The sequence below is a fragment of the Pseudomonas sp. EA_35y_Pfl2_R111 genome (assembly GCF_963970955.1).
GTDB lineage: Bacteria > Pseudomonadota > Gammaproteobacteria > Pseudomonadales > Pseudomonadaceae > Aquipseudomonas.
This window is the reverse complement of the sequence record NZ_CAXAOM010000001.1, coordinates 923,965-945,389: the sequence shown is the minus strand read 5'-3', so window position 1 is coordinate 945,389 and position 21,425 is coordinate 923,965. Positions and strand designations below refer to the sequence as shown.

Sequence of the window (21,425 nt, the reverse complement as noted above, 5' to 3'; positions counted from 1 at the left end):
CGCCTGCCGCATAAGTCTGTCGAGCCTCTCGGCGCACTTATCAGCCTCGCGGCCACAAGCGGCGGGGTGTTTTACCCCCACCTCCTAGCGTGACCGGCGCGCCACAAGCGCGCTGGGTAATTCCCCTTTACCACGCCCTACTGACTCAGGCGCAGCAGGCGTTGTCCCTGGGCGTGCAGCGCGGCAGTCAGTTCGGGCGGGCTGATCACCCTGAAATCGAATGGCAGGCGCGCCAGTTGGCGGGAAAACCAGGTCAGGCTGTCGGTACTACTGACCAGTCGTACGCCCTGGGCATTGGGCACCAGCATGCCGGCATTGCCACCCAGCTCCAGGGTGGCGCTGTTTAGATCGGTCAGCAGCTGGATTTCCAGCGGATAGCTGCGCGGCAGGTTGGCGATGCTGGCACTCAGGTGCTGTGCGGCATCGAAGTCCGCGGGGCGCTCGAAGGGGATGTCCATGGGCTGCAGGTCTTGAATGCGCGACAGACGAAACGAGCGCAGGTCGCCACGTAGATGACAGAACCCGCTCAGGTACCAGAGCCCCCAACGGTAAACCAGGCCATAGGGGTCGACTTCGCGTTCGCTACTCGCCTGGTTCGCTGTCTCGTAAGTGAGGCGTACCCGCAACCTGGCTTGCGCGGCGAAAGCCAGTGCGTCCAGTAGCTGATGGTCGGTTTCGTCACGGCTGCGCGGTATATCCAGGGTCGCGCTTTCGCCGAGGGCGCGAACCCGCTGCTTGAGGGCAACCGGCATCACCCGTTCTAGCTTGGCCTGGGCGCTGGCCAGCGCCGGTGCGCTATCGCTCAGGCCCAGGCTGCGCGCCGCGAGCAGGCCGAGGGCAATGGCCTGGGCCTCGTCGGGGCTGAACATCATCGGCGGCAGCTTGAAGCCGGCGACCAACCGATAACCGCCGTGACGGCCGCGCTCGGTGGTAAGCGGGATGCCGAGTTCTTCCAGGCTGCTGATATAGCGGCGCAGGGTGCGGCCATCGACCTCCAGACGCTGCGCCAGTTCGCGGCCACTGATTTGTCCCTGGCTTTGCAGCAGTTCCAGCAGGGCCAGTACGCGGGTGGTGGGGTTGCTCATAAAAAATCGAATTCGGCTTTTTAATAGGGCGGAATATAGCCTATTAGGCCGTTAGCTTGTGCTCAAGGCCCCAGCGAAAGGCGCTGCGGCAATCCCCCGTCAAGGAGACAAGCTATGTACCCGGTTCTATTTTATGGCGTTCCCCAGGGCTGCTCGTTCGGCTCCATCGTGGCCTTGGAATGGTTGGGCCAGCCCTACCAGCTCTGCCGTATCGAGATGCTTGAACAACCCTGGGACCCGCTGTACGGCCAGGTTAATGCCCTGTATCAAACCCCGTCGCTGCTGACCGAGAACGGTGCAGTGGTCAATGAAAGCCTGGCCATTTTGCTGCACGTGGCCGCTCGTTCAGCTGCGGATGGTCTCGGTCCGCGGCAGGGCAGTGCGGCGTTCGACCAGCTCAATCAGATGCTGTCCTATCTGGTGACTGATTTTTTCAGCGCCTTCAGTCCCCTATGGATCGCCTATGAGAAGGCCGAGCTGAGCGCGGATCAACGTGCTTTGTTACAAGCCGTCGGCCGCGAACAGGTCAGCAACGCTTGCTCCTATCTGAACCAGTTGCTGGCTGACCAGCCGTGGCTGCTCGGCGAGCAGCGCAGTCTGGCCGATGCCTATCTAGCGGGAGTAGCGCGCTGGGTGAGCTATCACCAGTTGTTCGACCTGCCCGCGGCTTACCCGAATCTGGCGCGTTATCTGGATCGGCTGGGTAGCGACGCTGCGGTGCGCTTTGCCAGCGCCATCGAGCAGGGCGACGCGGTCACAGGAAGCGGCACATTTCAGGGGCATGTCAGCCTGGAGCATCTGCGTTCGCGCCTGCCGACTGATTGACGCGAAACGCTTCGGGCCGTGGGTATCAAGGCAGTGTTTTTAGCGCTTCGCAACTGGCGCTGTAGTTCTGCTGGCAGGCGCTGGTAAACAGGCGTCGGGCCTGGTTGGCGTCCAGCGGTACGCCTTGTTCGCCGCGCAGGTAGAGATTGCCGAGGATGTGCTGGGCCATCGGGTTGCCGCCGGCGGCGGACTGGTTGAGGTACTTGAGCATTAGCGGCGGGTTGTTGAAATCCGGGTTGTCGCGGCCGGTATACAGGTAGGCCAGGCTGACAGCGGCCATGGCGTGGCCTTTGTCGGCGGCGAGCTTCCACCAGTATTCGGCCTGTTTGAGGTCCTTATTAGGCTTACCGACGAAGTACAGGCTGCCGAGCTGGAACTGGCTGTCGAGGTCGCCGCGATTGGCCTGGCTGCGCAGGTTGGCCTCGGCAGCGTGGTTTTCGCTGGGGGCATCAGCTTCCAGGGTGGGCTGTTCGGTCTGGCTATGTTCCGGCTGGCTGGCGCAACCGCCTAGCAACAGGCCGGCGCAGAGCAGTAACAACAGTGGGCGTTGGCGTAATGGCGCAATGTTCATACGGATGGCTGCTCCTTTGATATTGCCTTGGCACTTGAGTTGAACCTGTGGCAGGTAAACACCAGACTGCAGGCTCGCACGCAAGTTGCGCGGCGCTCGGGTGATCGGTTGTGTTGCAGGTTGCACAATCCATATCAGTTTGTCGCCTGCAGCGTTTCGCCCATGCACCAGAGCTGCGATTCTTGGTCATATTCGTGTCTCTTCGTGCATCCAAGCCTCCGAGGTATCCATGCAGATCAGCTCCAACTTCGACAGCGGCAATATCGAGGTCATCGACGCCAGCAACCCGCAGCAAGTGGTGCTGGCGATTCGTCCGGATCTCAACAGCGGACATTTCCAGTGGTTCCATTTCAAGGTCGAAGGCTTGCAGCCTGGGCAGCGCTATGGCTTTAGCCTGGGCAACGCCGGGCAGTCGTCTTACAAGGATGCCTGGAGCGGTTATCACGCTGTGGCCTCTTACGATCAGTTCAACTGGTTTCGGGTGCCGAGCCGCTTTGAAGAAGGCGCACTGAAGTTCGACATCGAGCCGCAGGACGAGCAGGTCTGGTTCGCCTATTTCGAGCCTTACAGCCGCGAGCGCCATAGCCAGTTGATTGAGGATGCGCAGCGTTTGGCCGGTGCTGAATTGTTTGCCACGGGCAAGAGCATCGAAGGTCGGCCCATCGAGTTGCTGCGCATCAGCCGCAACCCACAGGCGCAGCGCAAGATCTGGCTGATCGCCCAGCAGCATCCCGGCGAGCATATGGCCGAGTGGTTTATGCAAGGTCTGCTTGAGCGCCTGCAACTACGCGACGATGCTGAGCTGAATGACCTGCTGGAGACGGCCGACCTGTACCTAGTGCCGAATATGAACCCGGACGGCGCCTTCCGGGGGCATCTGCGCACCAACGCCGCCGGGCGCGACCTCAACCGCGCCTGGCAATCAGCCAGTGAGGCGGACAGCCCCGAGGTGTTTTTCGTCCAGCAGCAGATGCGCGCGGTGGGCGTCGATCTGTTTCTGGATATCCACGGTGATGAGGAAATCCCTCATGTGTTTGCCGCCGGTTGCGAAGGCAATCCGAGTTACAGCCCGCGCCTGGAGCGTCTGGAAAACCAGTTCAAGCGGTCGCTGATCGATAACGGCGCCGAATTCCAGACCACCTTCGGCTACACCCCCGATCAGTTCGGCCAAGCCAACACCAGCCTGGCCTGCAACGCTGTCGGCATGGAGTTCGATTGCCTGGCCTTTACCATCGAAATGCCGTTCAAGGATCACGACGACAACCCTAACCCGCACACCGGCTGGAGCGGAGAGCGCTCGATGCAGCTGGGCAAAGATGTGCTCAGCGTTGTCGCTGCGATGGTCGATGATTTGCGCTAAGGCATAGAAATCACCGAGGGCTATTTTTAACGTTGCGTAGCGACGGCCCGCAGGGTGGGTGCCATGGATAGCAGGACATAAAAAAGCCCGTCGCAAGGACGGGCTGAAGGTTTCACACACGAGGAGTAATCGATGCCGATGGAGCGGTGGATTTACAGCAGGGACAGCGGGTAGTTGAAGATCAGCCGGTTTTCGTGAATATCCTGGCCAACGTCACGACGGACGCTGGAGTTACGCCATTTCACGTTGAGGTTTTTCAGCGCACCGCTCTGCACGGTATAGGCCAGCTCGGATTCACGGCCCCATTCTTCGGCGTCATCGCGGCCCGCTGCTTTGATGTTGTCACCGCTGACATAGCGGTTCATCAGCGTCAGGCCCGGCACACCAAGGCCGGCGAAGTTGTAGTCGTGACGCACCTGCCAGGAGCGCTCTTCGGGGTTGTCGTAGGAGTTGGTGAACCCGTCGTTGACCAGCGTGCCGCCGCTGGCGCCGTCGATACGCATAAACTTGGTGTCGCCGTCCAGGTGCTGGTAGGCCAGGGTGAAAGCGTTGTTGCCGGTCTTGGCGGTGAAGCTGCCTTGGTAGACCTTGTTGTCCAGCTTGCCGGCCTTGGCTGCACCTTCATCCTTGCCGTCGACGTAGCCTAGGTTGGTGCTCAGCACCCAGTCGCCGACCGGTTGGCTGTGGGTCAGTTGCACGTAGCTCTGCTGGTAAACGTCTTCCAGGCGGGCGTGCCAGACGCCAACCAGGGTGTTGTTGGCGTTGAATTTGTACTCACCGCCCGCGAAGTTGAAATCATCGCCTTCGATACCGCTGTAGCTCATTTCTTCACGGCTGGCATTGTTACGCTGGCTGTTCTTCCAGAATTGACCGCCGTACAGGCTCAGGCCGTCGATTTCGTTGGAGGTGAGCTGTGCACCCTGGAAGGTTTGCGGCAGGGCACGACCGTCGTCCGCGCGGAGGATAGGCAGCACGGCAAACCACTCGCCGACTTTCAGTTCGGTTTTTGACAGCTTGGCTTTAGCTGCAACGGCAATGCGCCCGTAGCTATCGGCCGACTCGCCATCGCTGCGGTCGGTCGGCAGCAAGCCGCTGCCGGTAGAGCCGCCGCCGCTGTCGAGCTTGATCGCGCCAAGAACCAGCGCGTCCAGGCCAAAACCTACGGTGCCTTGGGTAAAGCCAGAGCGTACATCGATGATCATGCTCTGCGCCCACTCGGCGGCCTGACCCTGGTCATTCGCCCCGGTGTGGTTGAGGAAGTTACGGTTGAAGTAGTAGTTGCGCAGGCCAATGTTGACCTTGACGTCGTCGATAAAACCGGCAGCCTGGCTGCTGAGTGGCAGAGCGAGGGCCATGCTGCCTGCAGTGGTGAGCAGGGCTAGCGAGAGGGCATTGCGTGCAGTCATTGTTGTTGTGCTCCCATTTTTGAACAAGCCGTTCCCTTGCCGGCCTGAGTTGCCAGCGGCGAAAGGAACGAGTGAGTTGCCCCATGCCAGGGCGACAAACGCACCCTCGGTCGGGGTGCGCCTCTGCTTCAGGCTTAGCCGTCGGCGAATTCAGTAGGGCGATACGCGAGTTGCCGGCGGCTCGGTCGATAGATCGGCGTGGCGTTGCGTGCTGTGGCAGGGCACAGGGTGAGCGATGTGGCGAGCGCGACAATCGTCATGATGGGACCTTGATTTTTGTTTTTATGATTTGTTGTATGTTGTCATACAACATTGGCTGAATTATCGACAGCCTCTGTTGGGTTTGTCAACGCATGCCAGACCAAAGTTGTATGAGCGCGGCACTGATCAGTCATTGAGTACTCGCGCATTTAAAGCTGTATCCCTTGCTGTGCAAGGTGTGTACAGTTTTCAGTGCCAGGTTAGTGCGATGTATGGTGCGGAGCTACGCGGCCGAATAGGAAGCTAAAAGCACTATTTCTATGATTTTAGTTGTGCGATAACGTATGACAAATCAGCCCGCTGGCCGCCCCCACTTCTGGAGACACCTATGCCGCACTGTCTGGTTGAAGGCTCGCTTACCCTCACACGTTTGATCACACCGTCCGAACTGCTTGGCGTTGTCGAGGATGCGGCGACTGCTACCCAGCTGTTCCAGCCGGGCGAGGTCAAATTGCGCCTGAGCCTGTATGAGCACTTCAGTGTGGGCGGTACCCAGGAGGATTTTGTTCACCTGATTTTCTACATCCTTGCCGGGCGCACGGATGAGCAGAAGCGCCTGCTGTCACGGCAGATCGTGCGGGCGCTGGTCGAGCGTTTGCCGAGCGTCAATGCTGTATCGCTGGATGTGCGCGACATCAACCGCGAGGCGTTCAGCAACAAGCGCAATAGCCTGCTGCCGGACTGAGTCGGATGACATTGGCCTAGGGCTGAAATAGAGTGCCGGGCAGACAATCAGGCAGAGGTGTTTATGCAGCTGGCGGCTCCGATTCCCATTCTGCGCAGCTTCGATGAAGCCAAGGCGCGGGCCTTCTACTGCGAGTTTCTGGGGTTTAGCGAGGATTGGGCGCATCGCTTCGAGGCGGGCTTGCCGCTCTATCTGCAAGTGTCCAGGATGGGGTGTGTGCTGCATCTGTCCGAACACCACGGCGATTGCTGCCCGGGTGCGGCGCTGCGTATCAGCGTCGATGATCTGGATGCCCTGCACGCCGAGCTGACGGCGCGGGGCTATGGCAATGCGCGGCCGGGTATTACCAGCCAGCCCTGGGGGCGCGATATGACGGTGACCGATCCGTTTGGCAATCGGCTGATCTTTACCGATATCAATGCTGCATAGCGTTGAGCTGCAGCACCGGCCTGGCGGACGATGCTGCTCAAACCGTTAGCCGCGGTAGTAACGCTGCGGCACAAACGGGGTTTTGGCCACTTTCATTGCCACGCGCTTGCCGCGCACCATGGCCCATACCTCGGTATCCAGGGCGATATGGCTGTTTTGCAGATAACCCATGGCTACCGGCGCAGCCAGCGTCGGGCCAAAGCCGCCGCTGCATACGGTGCCGATCACCGTGCCATTGGCATCGACGATTTCCGCGCCTTCACGTACCGGCACGCGCTCCTGCGGCAGCAGGCCGACGCGCTTGCTAGCCACGCCTTGCTGTTGCTGGGCGAAGATTCGTTCGGCACCCGGGAAGCCGCCAGCACGAGCACCGTCGGCGCGGCGTGGCTTGGACATGGCCCACAGCAGGCTGGCCTCGATTGGCGTGGTGCTGGTGCTCATGTCATGGCCATACAGACACAGGCCGGCTTCCAGGCGCAGCGAGTCGCGGGCGCCGAGGCCGATGGCGGCCACTTCCGGTTCGGCCAGCAGGCTGCGAGCCAGGGTTTCGGTGTGCTCACTCGGCACCGAGATTTCGAAGCCGTCTTCACCGGTGTAGCCGGAGCGGCTGACGTAGCAGTCGACACCGAGCAAGCGTACTGGGGCGAATTGCATAAAGGTCATCTTGGCCACTTCGGGGGCCAGGCGCGCCAGCACGTCGACGGCTTTCGGGCCTTGCAGCGCCAACAGCGCGCGCGCTTCAAACAGGCTTTCGATTTCGCATTGGCTGCCAATGTGCTTTTGCAGGTGGGCCAGGTCTTGCTCCTTGCAGGCGGCGTTGACTACTAGGAACAGCGTGTCGTCACCCAGGTTGGCGACCATCAGGTCGTCGAGGATGCCGCCCTGGTCATCGGTGAACATGGCGTAACGCTGCATGCCCACGGGTAGGTCGATGATATCCACCGGCACCAGGGTTTCCAGAGCCTTGGCGGCATCTGCACCGCGCAGAATGATCTGGCCCATATGCGAGACATCGAACAGGCCGGCGGCTTCGCGGGTGTGCAGGTGCTCCTTCATCACCCCGAGCGGGTACTGCACCGGCATGTCGTAGCCGGCGAACGGCACCATGCGCGCGCCCAGTTCGAGATGCAGGGCGTGTAGTGGGGTTTTCGCCAGGGTTTCAGTGGTCATGCGGTTCTCCAAAGCTAAGTGTCTGTATGACGGATAGATTCAAGGTAGGAGCGGGCCATGCCCGCGATGCTTTTCGGCAGCAATTCCCGCAGGCATGGGACTAGGCGTCATAGCGCTCCTACAGGGGTGTCGGCTTTAGCACTCGACAATATTTACGGCCAGGCCGCCGCGGGCGGTTTCCTTGTATTTGTTGTTCATGTCGGCACCGGTCTGGCGCATGGTGCGGATCACCTTATCCAGGGAGACGAAATGCTGGCCGTCGCCGCGCAGGGCCATGCGCGCGGCGTTGATCGCCTTCACCGAGCCCATGGCGTTGCGTTCGATACAGGGCACTTGCACCAGACCACCGATGGGGTCGCAGGTCAGGCCGAGGTTGTGTTCCATGCCGATCTCGGCGGCGTTCTCCACCTGGTTGACGCTGCCGCCGAGCACTTCGCACAGCGCACCGGCGGCCATAGAGCAAGCCACGCCGACCTCACCCTGGCAGCCGACTTCGGCGCCGGAGATCGAGGCGTTTTCCTTATAGAGGATGCCGATGGCGGCGGCGGTGAGCAGAAAGCGCACCACGCCGTCGTCGTTGGAGCTGGGGATAAAACGGCTGTAGTAATGCAGCACCGCCGGCACGATGCCGGCCGCGCCATTGGTGGGGGCGGTGACTACGCGGCCGCCGCTGGCGTTTTCCTCGTTCACCGCGAGGGCGTAGAGGTTTACCCAGTCGAGCACACTCAAGGCGTCGCGCAGGCTGGCTTCCGGGTGTTTGCACAGCTGGCGGTGCAGGGCAGCGGCGCGGCGTTTGACCTTGAGCCCACCGGGCATGATGCCCTCGTTGCGGCAGCCGGCCTCGACGCAATCCTGCATCACCTGCCAGATATGCAGCAGGCGCGCGCGGGTTTCGGCTTCCGGGCGCCAGGCCGCCTCGTTGGCCAGCATCACCTGGCTGATCGACAGGTTGTGTTCGGCGCAGTGGGCCAGCAACTGTTTGCCGGTGGTGAAGGGGTATTGCAGCGCCGTGGTGTCTTCGACGATGCGGTCGGCGCCGGCAGCCTGCTCGTCCACGACGAAGCCGCCGCCCACTGAGTAATACTCGCGCGAGCGCAGCTGCAAACCGGCGCCGTCGAAGGCGCGGAAGATCATGCCGTTGGGGTGGTAAGGCAGCGGCTTGCGAATCATCGCCAGGTGCTGCTTTTCCGCAAAGCGAATGGCTTTCTCGCCGAGCAGTCTGAGTTCGCCGCTGCTGCGGATTGCTGCGAGACGGGCATCGACGTTGCTGGTGTCGACGCTGTCCGGCTGTTCGCCTTCCAGGCCCAGCAGTACGGCTTTATCGCTGCCGTGGCCCTTGCCGGTGGCACCGAGGGAGCCGTATAGCTCGACCTTGATGCTGTCGGTGGTGGCCAAAAGGTCATCGCGGCGCAGGCCTTCGGCAAAGCGCAGGGCTGCGAGCATCGGGCCCACGGTGTGCGAACTGGAAGGGCCAATGCCGATCTTGAAGAGGTCAAAAACGCTAAGTGACATGCTTGCTCCGACTGCGTGTTTTGCTGCCGCCCTTGTGGGGCGGCGATGATGCGGCGCGCTGGGTAACCGCGCCACTAGTGGCAAAAACTGCGTGCCGTTCTAGTCAGCGTAGACCGGGAAACTGGCGCATAGGTCCGCAACCTGACCACCAACGCGCTCGATTACTGCCGGGTTTTCCAGGTCATCAAGGATGTCGCAAATCCAGCCGGCCAGGGTGCGGCACTCGCCCTGCTTAAAGCCACGGGTGGTCACCGCTGGGGTGCCGATGCGGATCCCGGAAGTGACAAATGGCGACTGCGGGTCATTCGGTACGGCGTTCTTGTTCACCGTGATATGCGCCGCGCCCAAAGCCGCATCAGCGGCTTTACCGGTGAGGCCCTGCTTGATCAGGCTGACCAGCATCAGGTGGTTGTCGGTGCCGCCGGAGACCACGTCATAGCCGCGTGCGACAAACACTTCGGCCATGGCCTGGGCGTTGTTGATCACCTGCTGCTGGTAGGTCTTGAAATCTGGCTCCAGCGCTTCCTTAAAGCACACGGCTTTGGCCGCGATCACATGCATCAGCGGGCCGCCCTGGCTGCCGGGGAACACGGCGGAGTTGAGTTTCTTCTCGATCTCTTCATTGGCCTTGGCCAGGATCAAGCCGCCACGCGGGCCGCGCAACGTCTTGTGGGTGGTGGTGGTGACCACGTCGGCAAACGGCAGCGGGTTGGGATATAGACCGGCGGCGACCAGGCCGGCAACGTGGGCCATATCGACAAACAGCAGGGCCCCAACCTTGTCGGCGATGGCGCGGAAACGAGCGAAATCCAGGGTGCGCGAATAAGCGGAGAAGCCGGCGACGATCATCTTCGGCTTATGTTCGATGGCCAGGCGCTCGACCTCGGCGTAATCGATCAGGCCCTGTTCGTCGATGCCGTACTGCACCGCGTTGTACAGCTTGCCGGAGGACGACACCTTGGCGCCGTGGGTCAGATGGCCGCCGTGGGCCAGGCTCATACCGAGAATGGTGTCGCCGGCATTCAGCAAGGCCAGGTACACCGCGCTGTTGGCGGAGGAGCCGGAGTGCGGCTGCACGTTGGCGTAGTCCGCACCGAACAACTGCTTGGCGCGCTCGATGGCCAGCGCCTCGACCTTGTCGACATGCTCGCAGCCGCCGTAGTAACGCTTGCCCGGATAGCCTTCGGCGTACTTGTTGGTCAGGCCGCTGCCCTGGGCCTGCATCACGCGCTGGCTGCAGTAGTTTTCCGAGGCAATCAGCTCGATATGGTCTTCCTGGCGCTGCTCTTCGGCGTTGATCGCGGCGAGCAGGGCGTCATCGTAGCCTTGCAGTTGGTCGTGCTTGCTAAACATGGTGAGGCCCTCTGGTTTTTATATGAGGTGCAGCTAACCCGCCTCGGGTGGAGGTGAGTCGAAATTCTTGGGTGAAGCTAAATGTTGAACCATCCCCTCGCCCCCCTGGGGAGAGGGTTAGGGTGAGGGGAGGTTTTCAGCGGTGCTTAAGCGTCCTGATACGCCTCGATGGACGGGCAGGCGCAGATCAGGTTGCGGTCGCCGAACACGTTGTCGACACGGCCGACCGGCGGCCAGTATTTGCCGTCAATCAGAGAAGCAACCGGGTACACGGCTTGCTCGCGGCTGTAAGCGTGAGTCCACTCGCCGACCAGTTCCAGGGCGGTGTGCGGGGCGTTTTTCAGCGGGTTGTCGTTGGCATCCAGCTGGCCAGCTTCCACCGCACGAATCTCTTCGCGGATGGCGATCATGGCGTCGCAGAAGCGATCCAGCTCTTCCTTGGATTCGCTCTCGGTCGGCTCGATCATCAGGGTGCCAGCCACCGGGAAGGACATGGTCGGCGCGTGGAAGCCGAAGTCGATCAGGCGCTTGGCCACATCGTCAACGCTGATGCCGCTGCTGTCCTTGATCGGACGGATATCCAGAATGCACTCGTGCGCCACCAGGCCGTTGCTGCCCGAATACAGCACGGGGTAGTGCTCTTCCAGGCGGCGGGCGATGTAGTTGGCGTTGAGGATGGCCATCTGCGAGGCGCGCTTGAGGCCTTCGCCGCCCATCATGCTGATATACATCCAGGTGATTGGCAGGATGCTGGCGCTGCCGAATGGCGCGGCGCTGACCGCACCTTCTTTACGGGCCATATGGCCGTGGCCGGGCAGGAACGGGATCAGGTGCGACTTGACGCCAATCGGGCCAACGCCCGGACCGCCACCGCCATGAGGGATGCAGAAGGTCTTGTGCAGGTTCAGGTGCGAGACGTCGCCGCCGAACTTGCCCGGGGCGCAGAGGCCGACCATGGCGTTCATGTTGGCGCCGTCGATGTACACCTGGCCGCCGTTGTCGTGAACGATCTGGGCGATCTCGCGGATGCCTTCCTCGAACACGCCGTGGGTCGACGGGTAGGTGATCATGATCGCAGCCAGACGCTCTTTGTGCTCTTCGGCCTTGGCCTTGAGGTCAGCGATATCGACGTTGCCGCTGCTGTCGCAGGCGGTCACCACAACGCGCATACCGACCATGCTGGCGGTGGCCGGGTTGGTGCCGTGGGCCGATTGCGGGATCAGGCAGATATCGCGCTGGTCATCGCCGCGGCTCAGGTGGTAAGCGCGGATGGCCATCAGGCCGGCGTACTCGCCCTGGGAGCCGGCGTTCGGCTGCAGGGAGATGCCGTCATAACCGGTGGCCGCACAAAGCATGGCTTCCAGTTCGGTGGTCAGTTGGCTGTAGCCCTGGCTTTGCTCCACTGGGGCGAAGGGGTGCAGGCTGCCGAATTCGGCCCAGGTCACCGGGATCATTTCGCTGGCGGCGTTGAGCTTCATGGTGCACGAGCCCAGCGGGATCATGCTGCGATCCAGCGCCAGGTCCTTGTCCGCCAGTTTGCGCAGGTAGCGCATCAGCTCGGTTTCGCTGTGGTAACGGTTGAATACCGGGTGAGCCAGGATCGCCGACTCACGCAGCAGGCCTCTTGGCAGTTGAGCGATTACGCCAGCAGCCAGTTCAGCGAATGCCGGTACCGCCTTGCCGTCGGCAAACACCGCCAACAGTGCCTCGACTGCGGCCTGATCAGTGGTTTCGTCCAGCGACAAGCCGAGACGCTCGCCGTCAACGATGCGCAGGTTGATCCCGGCCTTGTTCGCAGCAGCGTGCAGGGCTGTGGTCTTGCTGCCGGTAGCCAGGGTCAAGGTATCGAAGAAGAACTCTTGCTCAACGCTATGACCCAACGCGCGCAGGCCCTTGGCCAGGATCGCGGTGAACTGGTGGGTGCGCTGAGCAATCTGCGTCAGGCCTTTCGGGCCGTGATACACGGCGTACATGCTGGCGATGTTGGCCAACAGCACCTGAGCGGTACAGATGTTACTGGTGGCCTTCTCGCGGCGGATATGTTGCTCGCGGGTCTGCATGGCCAGGCGCAGGGCCGGCTTGCCGAAACGGTCGATCGACATGCCGACCAGGCGGCCCGGCATGTCGCGCTTGAACGCGTCGCGGGTGGCGAAGTAGGCGGCGTGCGGGCCACCGAAGCCCAGCGGCACACCAAAACGCTGGGCGCTGCCCAGGGCTACGTCGGCACCGAACTCGCCTGGCGGGGTGAGCAGCGTCAGGGCCAGCAGGTCGGCGGCGACTGCAACCAAGGCATTGGCAGCGTGGAAGCGCTCAACCAGTTCGCGGTAGTCGAAGATGTCGCCGTTGCTGGCCGGGTATTGCAGCAGCGCGCCGAAGTAGGCGCTGGCATCGGTAATGGCGGCTTCATCGCCAACGACTACTTCAATGCCCAGCGGCTCGGCACGGGTGCGCAGCACGTCGAGGGTTTGCGGGTGGCAATGCTGCGAGGCGAAGAAGGCGTTGCTGGCCTTGTTCTTCGACAGACGCTTGCAGAAGGTCATGGCCTCGGCAGCAGCGGTGGCCTCATCGAGCAGGGACGCGTTGGCGATCTGCATGCCGGTGAGGTCGGTGACCAGAGTCTGGAAGTTCAGCAGAGATTCCAGGCGGCCCTGGGAAATTTCCGGCTGGTAAGGGGTATAGGCGGTGTACCAGGCCGGGTTTTCCAGCAGGTTGCGCAGGATCGGGCTCGGCGTCAGGGTGCCGTAGTAGCCTTGACCGATATAGGTCTTGAACTGCTGGTTCTTCTGCGCGATGGCCTTGATCTTGGCCAGGGCGTCGGCTTCCGACAGACCCGGCTGAGCACCCAGCACGCTGGTGCCCTTGATGCTTTCGGGGATGACGTTATCAGTCAGCGCGTCGATGCTGGCGTAGCCCAGCAGTTCGAGCATGGCAGCGGTATCGGCGTCACGTGGGCCGATATGCCGGGCGATAAATTCGTTCTGGGTGGTCAGCTTGGTCATCACAATCTCTCAGGCGTCAGCATTGGCGTTGAGCAGGCGCTCGTAGGCGGCCTGGTCGAGCAGGTCGGCTACCGCGCTGGCGTTGGCCGGGCGGAAACGGAAGAACCAACCCTTGCCCAGGGGATCTTCGTTGACCAGCTCAGGGCTGGATTCTAGCTCGCCATTGACCTCGACCACCTCACCGTCCAGCGGCATGGCGATATTGCTCGCAGCTTTTACCGATTCCAGCACGGCCACTTCGTCACCCTCGGCATAGCTCTGGGCTTCCGGCAGCTGCACGAATACCACGTCACCCAGGGCTTCCTGGGCATAGGCGGTGATGCCCACGGTAACCAGACCATCGGCATCCTGACGCAGCCATTCGTGCTCAACGGTAAAACGCAATTCGCTCATGTGAACTCCTCAAGGGTGGTGACTCGCCCTTTCTGTTGGGGGCGATGTGCTGGTCACTCGCGCTGGGCACGAGCGGAAGGTAGAAAGACCATAGCAAAGTAGGTGCCATTGTTATTTTTATCAATAAAAACAATAGGTTAAATGATAATCGCAAGTTCGCTTTTGCAAGAATTGTAGCGATTTCGATACGGGCGCTTTCAGTTCGCACGTAAAGCACGGCGCGAAGGCTCTGACGTCGCGGGCTGAACGCTTTGTGTCGCTTTCATTACGGTGTATTTAATTCGATACAGTGGCTCGCTTAATCCCGCTTGCAGCCACGGCGCTGGCGCCGTAATGCGGCCTGCGCCGTCGTGCCGGCAATGACCAATTCTGGCGCAGAGCCGGCGGGGCCATTCACCCACCCTATAAAGCCCCATTGAAATGGCTCATGGGCCGGGCGCAGAGCGGCTTTTTAGAGGTGCGTTCACTCTTTCGGCTGACAAGGCAAATACCTCTTTCGGGCGCTTATCCAGCATCTGGTGCCTGGGTAGCGTGGGGGCTCAACACGAAACCCGCTTTCTAGGAGAGCCGCATGAGAACAACAACAAGACATGCCATCTTCCAGCCCAGCATCTTGGCTGTTGCCATCGCTGTAGGCTGTGTAGGGCCTGTCCAGGCTATTACGTTCAATATTGGTGATGTCGAAGCGCAGTTCGACTCTTCACTGTCGGTGGGGGCTAGCTGGAGTGTGCGTGGGGCCGATCCAGACATGGTGGGTGTGCGTAACGGCGGTAAAGCCGCTTCGCAAACTAACGACGACGGTCGCCTGAACTTCAAAAAGGGTGAGACCTTTTCCAAGATCTTCAAGGGCGTGCATGACTTGGAGCTGAAATACGGCGATACCGGCGTGTTTATCCGCGGCAAGTATTGGTATGACTTTGAAACCAAGGATGAGCAGCGCCTGCTCTATGACATTGATGACCACAACCGCAAGACCGCAGCGCAAGCCTCGGGTGCGGAAATTCTCGATGCGTTTATCTACCACAACTACAGCATTGGCGATAAGCCAGGCAGCGTGCGCGTTGGTAAGCAAGTGGTCAGTTGGGGCGAGAGTACCTTTATCGGTAACTCGATCAACAGCATCAACCCGGTTGATGCGGCCGCGTTCCGTCGCCCAGGTGCCGAACTCAAGGAAGGCCTGATCCCTGTCAATATGCTCTACGTTTCTCAGAGCCTGACCGACACGCTCAGCATGGAAGCCTTCTACCAGCTGGAGTGGGACCAGACCGTTATCGATAACTGCGGTACGTTCTTCGCGCCCAGCGACACGGCCGCCGATGGCTGCGAGGACCGATTGGTTGTCGCCGGTGCCGATGTGGCGCCAGGGGACTCGACCAATACTGGCGCTCCAGGTGACCCGCTGTACATTCCGCGCGCCGGTGACCGTGATGCACGCGACAGCGGCCAGTTCGGGGTAGCGCTGCGCTGGTTCGCCGAGTCGTTGAACGACACCGAATTCGGCCTGTACGCCATGAACTACCACAGTCGTTCGCCAGCGGGCAGCTTTACCCGCACCACCACGCCATCTGCGTTCGTCGTCCCGGGGGCGACTGGTGCTAGCTACTTCCTCGAATACCCTGAGGATATTCGTCTGTATGGCCTGAGCTTCCAGACCAACGTTGCCGGTACAGCTTTGTCCGGTGAACTCAGCTATCGGCCGAATATGCCGATTTCGATCAACTCAACTGATATGACGCTCGGCTCGCTTGGTCTTCCCAATTCGCCGGTATTCACCAGCGGCCATGCACGCAATGTCTCGGGTGAGGAAATCGCCGGTTATGTGCGCAAGCCTGTGACTCAAGCGCAGATCAGCGCCGTGCAGTTTTTCGACCGTGTACTGGGTGCCAGTCGTCTGACGCTCGTCGGTGAGGTTGGCTACAACCATGTCAGCGGCATAAATGATGATGTGGGTGAGCTGCGTTTCGGCCGTGATCCGGTTTACGGCCTAGGTGAAGTGGCGCCTAACACCACCTGTACAGGTGCTTTCAACACTGCCAAGCCTGGCGAGTGTAACAACGATGGCTTCTACACCAGCAGCTCCTGGGGTTACCGCATGCGTGCCAGCCTGGACTACAACAACGTGTTTGCGGGCGTCAACCTGACCCCGAACGTCGCTTGGTCGCATGACGTTGATGGTTATGGCCCGAACTTCATTGAAGGCTCCAAGGCCATCAGCGTCGGCCTGAACGCCGATTACAAGAACACTTACACCGGCAGCCTCAGCTACACCGATTTCTTCGGTGGGGAATACAACACGTCGATCGATCGTGATTTTGTGGCCCTGAGTTTTGGTGTGAACTTCTGATCAATGCAGCGCAAAAGGATCCGTACATGATGAAAAGCACAAGAATCCTGCAAACCGGAGCGCTGGCGCTGACCTTGTTGGCCAGCAGCGTGATGGCCGCAGTCAGTGAGCAGGAAGCCGCCCAGCTGGGCACCAGCCTGACGCCGCTGGGCGCGGAGATGGCCGGCAATGCTGATGGCAGCATTCCCGCCTGGACCGGTGGCCTGGCGACTGACGCCGGTGCAGTGGATGGCAAGGGTTTCCTCGCTGACCCATTCGCCAGTGAGCAGCCCCTGTTCACTATTACCGCTGCCAATGCGGCGCAGTATCAGGACAAGCTCTCGCCTGGGCAGTTGGCGATGCTGCAGCGCTACGCCGATTATAAAATCCCGGTGTATCCGACCCATCGCACCGCTGCCGTGCCGGATGCTATTTATGCCGCAGCCAAAAAAAGCGCGCTGAATACCACCACCATTGATGGCGGCAACGGCCTGCAGAACTTCGGCGATAGCCGTTACTACGCTTTCCCGATCCCGAAAACCGGTGTCGAGGTTATCTGGAACCACATCACCCGCTACCGTGGTGGCAACGTCCAGCGCCTGATTGCGCAGGCCACGCCGCAGACCAATGGCTCATTCAGCATTGTTAAGTTCGCTGACGAGGTCGCCGTGCCGTCGGACATGCCCGATATCGACCCCGCCAAGTCGGCCAACGTGCTGCTGTATTTCAAGCAGCGCGTCACTGCGCCTTCGCGTCTGGCTGGTAACGTGCTGCTGGTACACGAAACCATTGATCAGGTGAAAGAACCGCGTCTGGCGTGGATCTACAACGCAGGTCAGCGCCGTGTTCGGCGTGCGCCGCAGGTGGCTTATGACGGGCCAGGTACCGCCGCAGATGGTATGCGCACCGCGGATAACTTCGACCTCTTCTCCGGCGCCCCAGATCGCTATGACTGGAAGCTGATTGGCAAGAAGGAGGTGTACATCCCCTACAACGCCTACAAGCTGGACTCGCCATCGCTGACATACGATGACGTCCTTCGCGCCGGTCATATCAATCAGGACCTGACTCGTTACGAATTGCACCGGGTGTGGGAAGTGGAGGCGACCCTCAAATCGGGTGAGCGCCATATCTATGCCAAGCGGCATATGTACTTCGACGAAGACACCTGGCAGTTGGCTCTGGTTGATCACTACGACGGTCGTGGTCAGTTGTGGCGTGTTGCCGAAGGGCATGCGCAGAACTACTACAACCATAAGACCCCAGGCTACACCCTTGAAGCGCTTTATGACCTGACGGCTGGCCGTTACCTGGCGCTGGGCATGAAGAACGAAGAGAAGAACGCTTACCGCTTCGGCTTCAAAGCCAGTGCAGCGGATTTCACTCCAGCTGCTCTGCGTAACAGCGGTGTGCGTTAAGCACCTGCCTTGTAACGTTGCTCCGTGATTGGGCGGCCTGCGGGCCGCCTTTTTTATCGCCCGCCATCACGTGTCGTGATAGAACTGTGAGCGATAGGCATTGAGGTTTAGCCTGCAATGACCCGGTTCCTGCAAGAACAATAAAACGAGCCGTCATGAACGCATTAGCGCCATTCCTGTTGAGCGCCGCAGCGTCCGCCTGTGGCAGCGTGCAACGCCTGCCGCCGGGACATATCCCACGGCTATCTCTGCAGCAGCGCCTGCTAGCGCAAGACTGTCGCCTGCGTTTGCTGGTCGGCCCGGCGGGCTTTGGTAAAACCGTACTGCTGGCCGATTGTGCCCGCGAATGCCCGGCCAGTTACCGCCTGCTCTGGCTTACCTGCACTGGCGAAGACGTGCACGCCGAGCAGTTGGCTCAGCAGCTCGGCAGGTTGCTCGATTACCCCGCAGATCTCAGCAGTGATGAGTTGCTGGCGGCTCTGGCGCAAGAGTCGCGGCCGCTGTGGATCATGCTTAATGACTACCCGGCGCAGCCGAATCTCGCCCTCGATGGCTTTCTCAATCAACTGCTGATGGTCACCCCGCCGGGCATCTGCTGGTGGCTGGGTAGCCGGCGGCGGCCGGCCTGCAACCTGTCGCGCCTGTTACTGGAAGGCGAGCTGCTCGAGCTGGGCGCCAGCGAACTCGCCTTCAGCGAAGCGGAAGTGCTGGCCTGGTTGCAGCAGCTGGATTCAAGCCGCAGCGCCTGGGCGCACGATCTGCATGAGCTGACCCAGGGCTGGCCGGCGGCCTTGCGCCTGCGTCTACTGGCCGCGCAGGCCGAGCCCACGATACAGAGCGCGCCGCAGGATGGTGAACATGACCAGCTGCTCGCCGAGTATGTCGAACGCGAAGTGCTGCAAGGGCTGCCCGATGAGCTGTTGCAGATGCTCCAGCAGCTGGCCCAGTTACCACGCTTCAATCCGGCGCTATGTGATCACCTGTTTGGTGTGGGCGAGGGCGCGCAATGGTTGCGCGCGCTGATCGAGCGCGGTGTGTTTATTCAGGAGTTGGAAGCTGCCAAAGGCTGGTATGGGCTGTTCCCACCGTTGGCCAGGCTGCTACAGCGGCAGGCGTCGAATCTGCCGTGCAGCGCCTTGCATGTGCATGCCAGTCAGTGGTTTGCCGGCCATGGCGATATTCGTGCAGCGGTGGAGCACGCCTTGCTGGCCGGACAGCCAGATGTGGCGGGCAGTTTTCTCGAACGTTTTACCGAGGAACAGGTGCTGCAAGGTCAGGACCTGGCGCTGATCCTGCGTTGGCGCAGCGAGTTACCGGAGAGCTTGCTGTGCAGTACGCCGCGGCTGATTCTGCTCAATTCCTGGGTATTGCTGCTGGTTGGTCGCCTGGACGAAGCGCAGACCTGTATCAACCAGCTGGCGCGCTTTCAACCGCGCAGTGACGGTCCGCGGACCCGCGAGCTGTTTGCTCACTGGCAGGCCATCCAGGGCATCATCGCGTACGGGCGAGTCTGTGCCGTGGATGCCCGCGCCCATCTACATGATGCCTTACAGGGGCTGCCACAAAGCGCCTGGGCGCAATCGCTGTTGTGTCGTTCCGCATTGACCCTGGTGGCCATTGGTGAAGGTCAGCTGGAAGTGGCGCAGAAGCTCAGTTTTGAAGCCTTGAAGCAGGCACGCCTGCATGGCAATCCGGTGTTTGAAGCCTTACTGGAATTGGACCATGCCCTGCTGCTGGAGACGCGTGGCGAGTTCGCCCGCGCCGAAGCGCTGCTGCAACGGGTGCTGACCGCAACTGCGCCGACTTCCTTGCGCAACACGCCAGTCCTTGCGCGTCTCGAATTACGACTAGGGCGTCTGCAGCTGCGCCAGGGTCGTGCGGATGAGGCGGAGGCAGCGTTACAGCGCGGGCTTGAACATGCCCTCGCTTGCGGTGATCCGGGGGCGTTTCATGGTTACCTCGGCCTGGCTGAGTTGGCGATGGCGCAGGGTGATATCGCTGCAGCCTTTGCCCATCTGGCGCGCGCCGAACGGCAGATGCAGCGCCAGCGCGTCAATGAAACCCTGTACCGCGGCACTCTGTTGCTGGCTAGCAGCCATTTGTGGGTTGCTCAGGGCCACTATGCGCGGGCGCGCCTCGCCGCGACTCGGGTACTGGGTTATGAGCAGCGGGTTAAAGCGGTGCTGCCGACGCCGAACTTCCCTGAGCTTATTCCGCGTTTTCAGGCGCTATTGCTGCAATTGGATCGCGAACAGGGTGAGGATGTGCGCGAGCCTCTGCGCCAGTTACTGGAGCAGGTTGCAGGGCAGGGGCGGCAGGCGTTGGCCAGCGATCTTTGGCTCAGTTATGGCGAAGCCTGCGCGTCCTGTGGCGATAAAACTGCTGCCGAACAGGCCCGTCAAACCGGCAAAACGTTGCAGCAGCGCTTGGGTTATCAGTGGCCGTGCTTGCGCGTGTCCAGCCAAGCCAATGAGGCGCTAAATGCTCTGCCCACCGCCGGTGCCAATACCTTGAGCAGTCGCGAACTGGCGGTGCTCGGCTTGATCGCTCAAGGGTTGTCCAATCAGGAAGTGGCCGAGCAGCTGTTTATTTCCCTGCACACGGTGAAAACCCATGCGCGGCGGATCAACGGCAAGTTGGGCGTGGCGCGGCGTACTCAGGCGGTGGCCAAGGCCAAGGCGTTGGGCTTCTTTTAGCAGCACTGCTAGTGCAGTGCCGGGCTAGCGCTCAGCAGGCGTAGGCGTTGGCTGAGTTGCAGGTGCTGCGCCGGATCATCGCTAAGCAGCAGGGCGCATTGCAGGTCGAAGCGCTCGCCCTGCGGACAATCGAGCAATTGATAAATCTCCGCGCGGGCCAGGTGGTCATGCAGGGTTGGTGTGCCGAGCAGCAGCACGCGCTCGGCATCGCGCAGCGCGGCCAGCGGGTCATCATCCAGTTGATGCAGTTGCCGCAGGTTGCGCGACAGGCGCTGCAACATACTGCGTGCATCACAGGGCTGCAGTTGGCTGGCGCTCAATTCGGCAGTCGGCCCTAGGTGGCGTTGCAGCAGTTCGCGGCATTCGCGGGTATAAAGACGACGGCCGCTGCACGGGTCGAGTAGATGATCGGCGCCCGGTACACGCAGCAGAAAGTGCCCGGGAAAATTTACGCCTTGTAGCGGGATTGCCAAGCGCCTGGCCAGTTCCAGAGCGAGCAGAGCCAGGGAAAGCGGCTGGCCGCGACGGCGCAGCAATAGCTGATCCAGCAGCGCCGCCCTTGGTCGCAGTGGACGTTCGTCATCTTCATGGAAGTCCAGCTCGCTGAGCTTGCGCAGCAGCGGCTGCGCCAGTTCCTGCGGCGGCAGGTTTGGCAGGCCTCGACTGACCTGCTGCTGCAGGCTGGAGAGCTGGCACAGCACTTCGGCTGGTTGCAGCGTGTGCTGGTGCTCCGCAGCAATCCACAGCGCCGCCTCGAACAGCGCAGGCGGGTTTTGCTCCAGACAGGCGAGGCAGGCGGCGCGTGGGGTCATAACAATCTCCCGATGTCACTGGCTTTGTAGTCAAGCGCCGAGGCTTCGTCCAGTGGATTGTTGTGCGGGCGCCATATCGCAACTGACCACTGGGCGGGTGCCTGCAAAGCCACGGCCTATACTGATG

15 protein-coding genes and 2 pseudogenes are annotated in these 21,425 nt (G+C 61.2%); 8 read left to right on the top strand and 9 right to left on the bottom strand.

Annotated elements, in window-relative coordinates; genetic code table 11:
• Positions 1-137: 137 nt before the first annotated feature.
• The gene (locus tag AACY25_RS04645; RefSeq protein ID WP_339522807.1) at positions 138-1,085 is read right to left on the bottom strand and encodes a helix-turn-helix transcriptional regulator; all 948 of its coding nucleotides are present in this window, start codon (positions 1,083-1,085) and stop codon (positions 138-140) included.
• Between the two features lie 114 nt (positions 1,086-1,199).
• On the opposite strand from AACY25_RS04645, the gene AACY25_RS04640 reads away from it, so the two are divergent.
• Positions 1,200-1,910 (top strand): glutathione S-transferase family protein, encoded by a 711-nt coding sequence (locus tag AACY25_RS04640; protein WP_339522806.1) that lies wholly within the window; start codon positions 1,200-1,202, stop codon positions 1,908-1,910.
• Between the two features lie 25 nt (positions 1,911-1,935).
• On the opposite strand, the gene AACY25_RS04635 is transcribed toward AACY25_RS04640, so the two are convergent.
• Positions 1,936-2,481 (bottom strand): tetratricopeptide repeat protein, encoded by a 546-nt coding sequence (locus tag AACY25_RS04635; RefSeq protein WP_339522804.1) that lies wholly within the window; start codon positions 2,479-2,481, stop codon positions 1,936-1,938.
• 229 nt (positions 2,482-2,710) lie between these two features.
• Here AACY25_RS04635 and AACY25_RS04630 point away from each other — a divergent pair, with 229 nt between their 5' ends.
• Positions 2,711-3,841: a M14 family metallopeptidase gene (locus AACY25_RS04630; protein WP_339522802.1), complete on the top strand. Its 1,131-nt coding sequence runs from the start codon at positions 2,711-2,713 to the stop codon at positions 3,839-3,841.
• Between the two features lie 152 nt (positions 3,842-3,993).
• Here AACY25_RS04630 and AACY25_RS04625 read toward each other — a convergent pair whose 3' ends face one another.
• Complete coding sequence (locus tag AACY25_RS04625; RefSeq protein ID WP_339522800.1) at positions 3,994-5,247, bottom strand: OprD family porin; 1,254 nt, start codon at positions 5,245-5,247, stop codon at positions 3,994-3,996.
• 589 nt (positions 5,248-5,836) lie between these two features.
• On the opposite strand from AACY25_RS04625, the gene AACY25_RS04620 reads away from it, so the two are divergent.
• Both AACY25_RS04620 and AACY25_RS04615 read left to right on the top strand, forming a co-directional pair.
• Complete coding sequence (locus AACY25_RS04620; RefSeq protein ID WP_339522799.1) at positions 5,837-6,193, top strand: 5-carboxymethyl-2-hydroxymuconate Delta-isomerase; 357 nt, start codon at positions 5,837-5,839, stop codon at positions 6,191-6,193.
• Positions 6,194-6,256: 63 nt separating this feature from the next.
• Positions 6,257-6,622 carry a glyoxalase superfamily protein gene (locus tag AACY25_RS04615; RefSeq protein WP_339522798.1) on the top strand — a complete coding sequence of 122 codons (366 nt, stop codon included), beginning with the start codon at positions 6,257-6,259 and terminating at the stop codon, positions 6,620-6,622.
• A gap of 45 nt (positions 6,623-6,667) precedes the next feature.
• On the opposite strand, the gene gcvT is transcribed toward AACY25_RS04615, so the two are convergent.
• The 5 genes from gcvT to gcvH all read right to left on the bottom strand — a co-directional run bounded on the left by gcvT (position 6,668) and on the right by gcvH (position 14,049).
• Positions 6,668-7,792 carry a glycine cleavage system aminomethyltransferase GcvT gene (gcvT, locus tag AACY25_RS04610; protein ID WP_339522797.1) on the bottom strand — a complete coding sequence of 375 codons (1,125 nt, stop codon included), beginning with the start codon at positions 7,790-7,792 and terminating at the stop codon, positions 6,668-6,670.
• Positions 7,793-7,927: 135 nt separating this feature from the next.
• The gene (locus tag AACY25_RS04605) at positions 7,928-9,304 is read right to left on the bottom strand and encodes an L-serine ammonia-lyase (protein ID WP_339522796.1); all 1,377 of its coding nucleotides are present in this window, start codon (positions 9,302-9,304) and stop codon (positions 7,928-7,930) included.
• A 99-nt stretch (positions 9,305-9,403) separates the two neighbouring features.
• Positions 9,404-10,657, bottom strand: a complete 1,254-nt coding sequence (glyA, locus tag AACY25_RS04600; RefSeq protein WP_339522795.1) for a serine hydroxymethyltransferase — start codon at positions 10,655-10,657, stop codon at positions 9,404-9,406.
• A 146-nt stretch (positions 10,658-10,803) separates the two neighbouring features.
• Positions 10,804-13,656 (bottom strand): aminomethyl-transferring glycine dehydrogenase, encoded by a 2,853-nt coding sequence (gene gcvP, locus AACY25_RS04595; RefSeq protein WP_339522794.1) that lies wholly within the window; start codon positions 13,654-13,656, stop codon positions 10,804-10,806.
• 9 nt (positions 13,657-13,665) lie between these two features.
• Positions 13,666-14,049 (bottom strand): glycine cleavage system protein GcvH, encoded by a 384-nt coding sequence (gene gcvH / locus AACY25_RS04590; protein WP_090248917.1) that lies wholly within the window; start codon positions 14,047-14,049, stop codon positions 13,666-13,668.
• A gap of 571 nt (positions 14,050-14,620) precedes the next feature.
• Here gcvH and AACY25_RS04585 point away from each other — a divergent pair.
• From AACY25_RS04585 to AACY25_RS20900, 4 genes and pseudogenes are all read left to right on the top strand, one after another.
• Positions 14,621-16,393, top strand: coding sequence for a DUF1302 domain-containing protein (locus AACY25_RS04585; protein ID WP_339522793.1), 1,773 nt, complete (start codon positions 14,621-14,623; stop codon positions 16,391-16,393).
• A gap of 29 nt (positions 16,394-16,422) precedes the next feature.
• On the top strand, positions 16,423-17,790 hold the full coding sequence (locus AACY25_RS04580) for a DUF1329 domain-containing protein (RefSeq protein WP_339522791.1): 1,368 nt from the start codon (positions 16,423-16,425) through the stop codon (positions 17,788-17,790).
• 155 nt (positions 17,791-17,945) lie between these two features.
• A pseudogene (locus AACY25_RS04575) lies at positions 17,946-20,081 on the top strand (hypothetical protein); the annotation flags it as partial.
• Between the two features lie 219 nt (positions 20,082-20,300).
• Positions 20,301-20,486, top strand: a pseudogene (locus AACY25_RS20900) (response regulator transcription factor); the annotation flags it as partial.
• Between the two features lie 8 nt (positions 20,487-20,494).
• Here the strand turns inward: AACY25_RS20900 and AACY25_RS04570 are convergent.
• Positions 20,495-21,298 (bottom strand): transglutaminase family protein, encoded by an 804-nt coding sequence (locus AACY25_RS04570; protein ID WP_339522789.1) that lies wholly within the window; start codon positions 21,296-21,298, stop codon positions 20,495-20,497.
• Positions 21,299-21,425 lie beyond the last annotated feature (127 nt).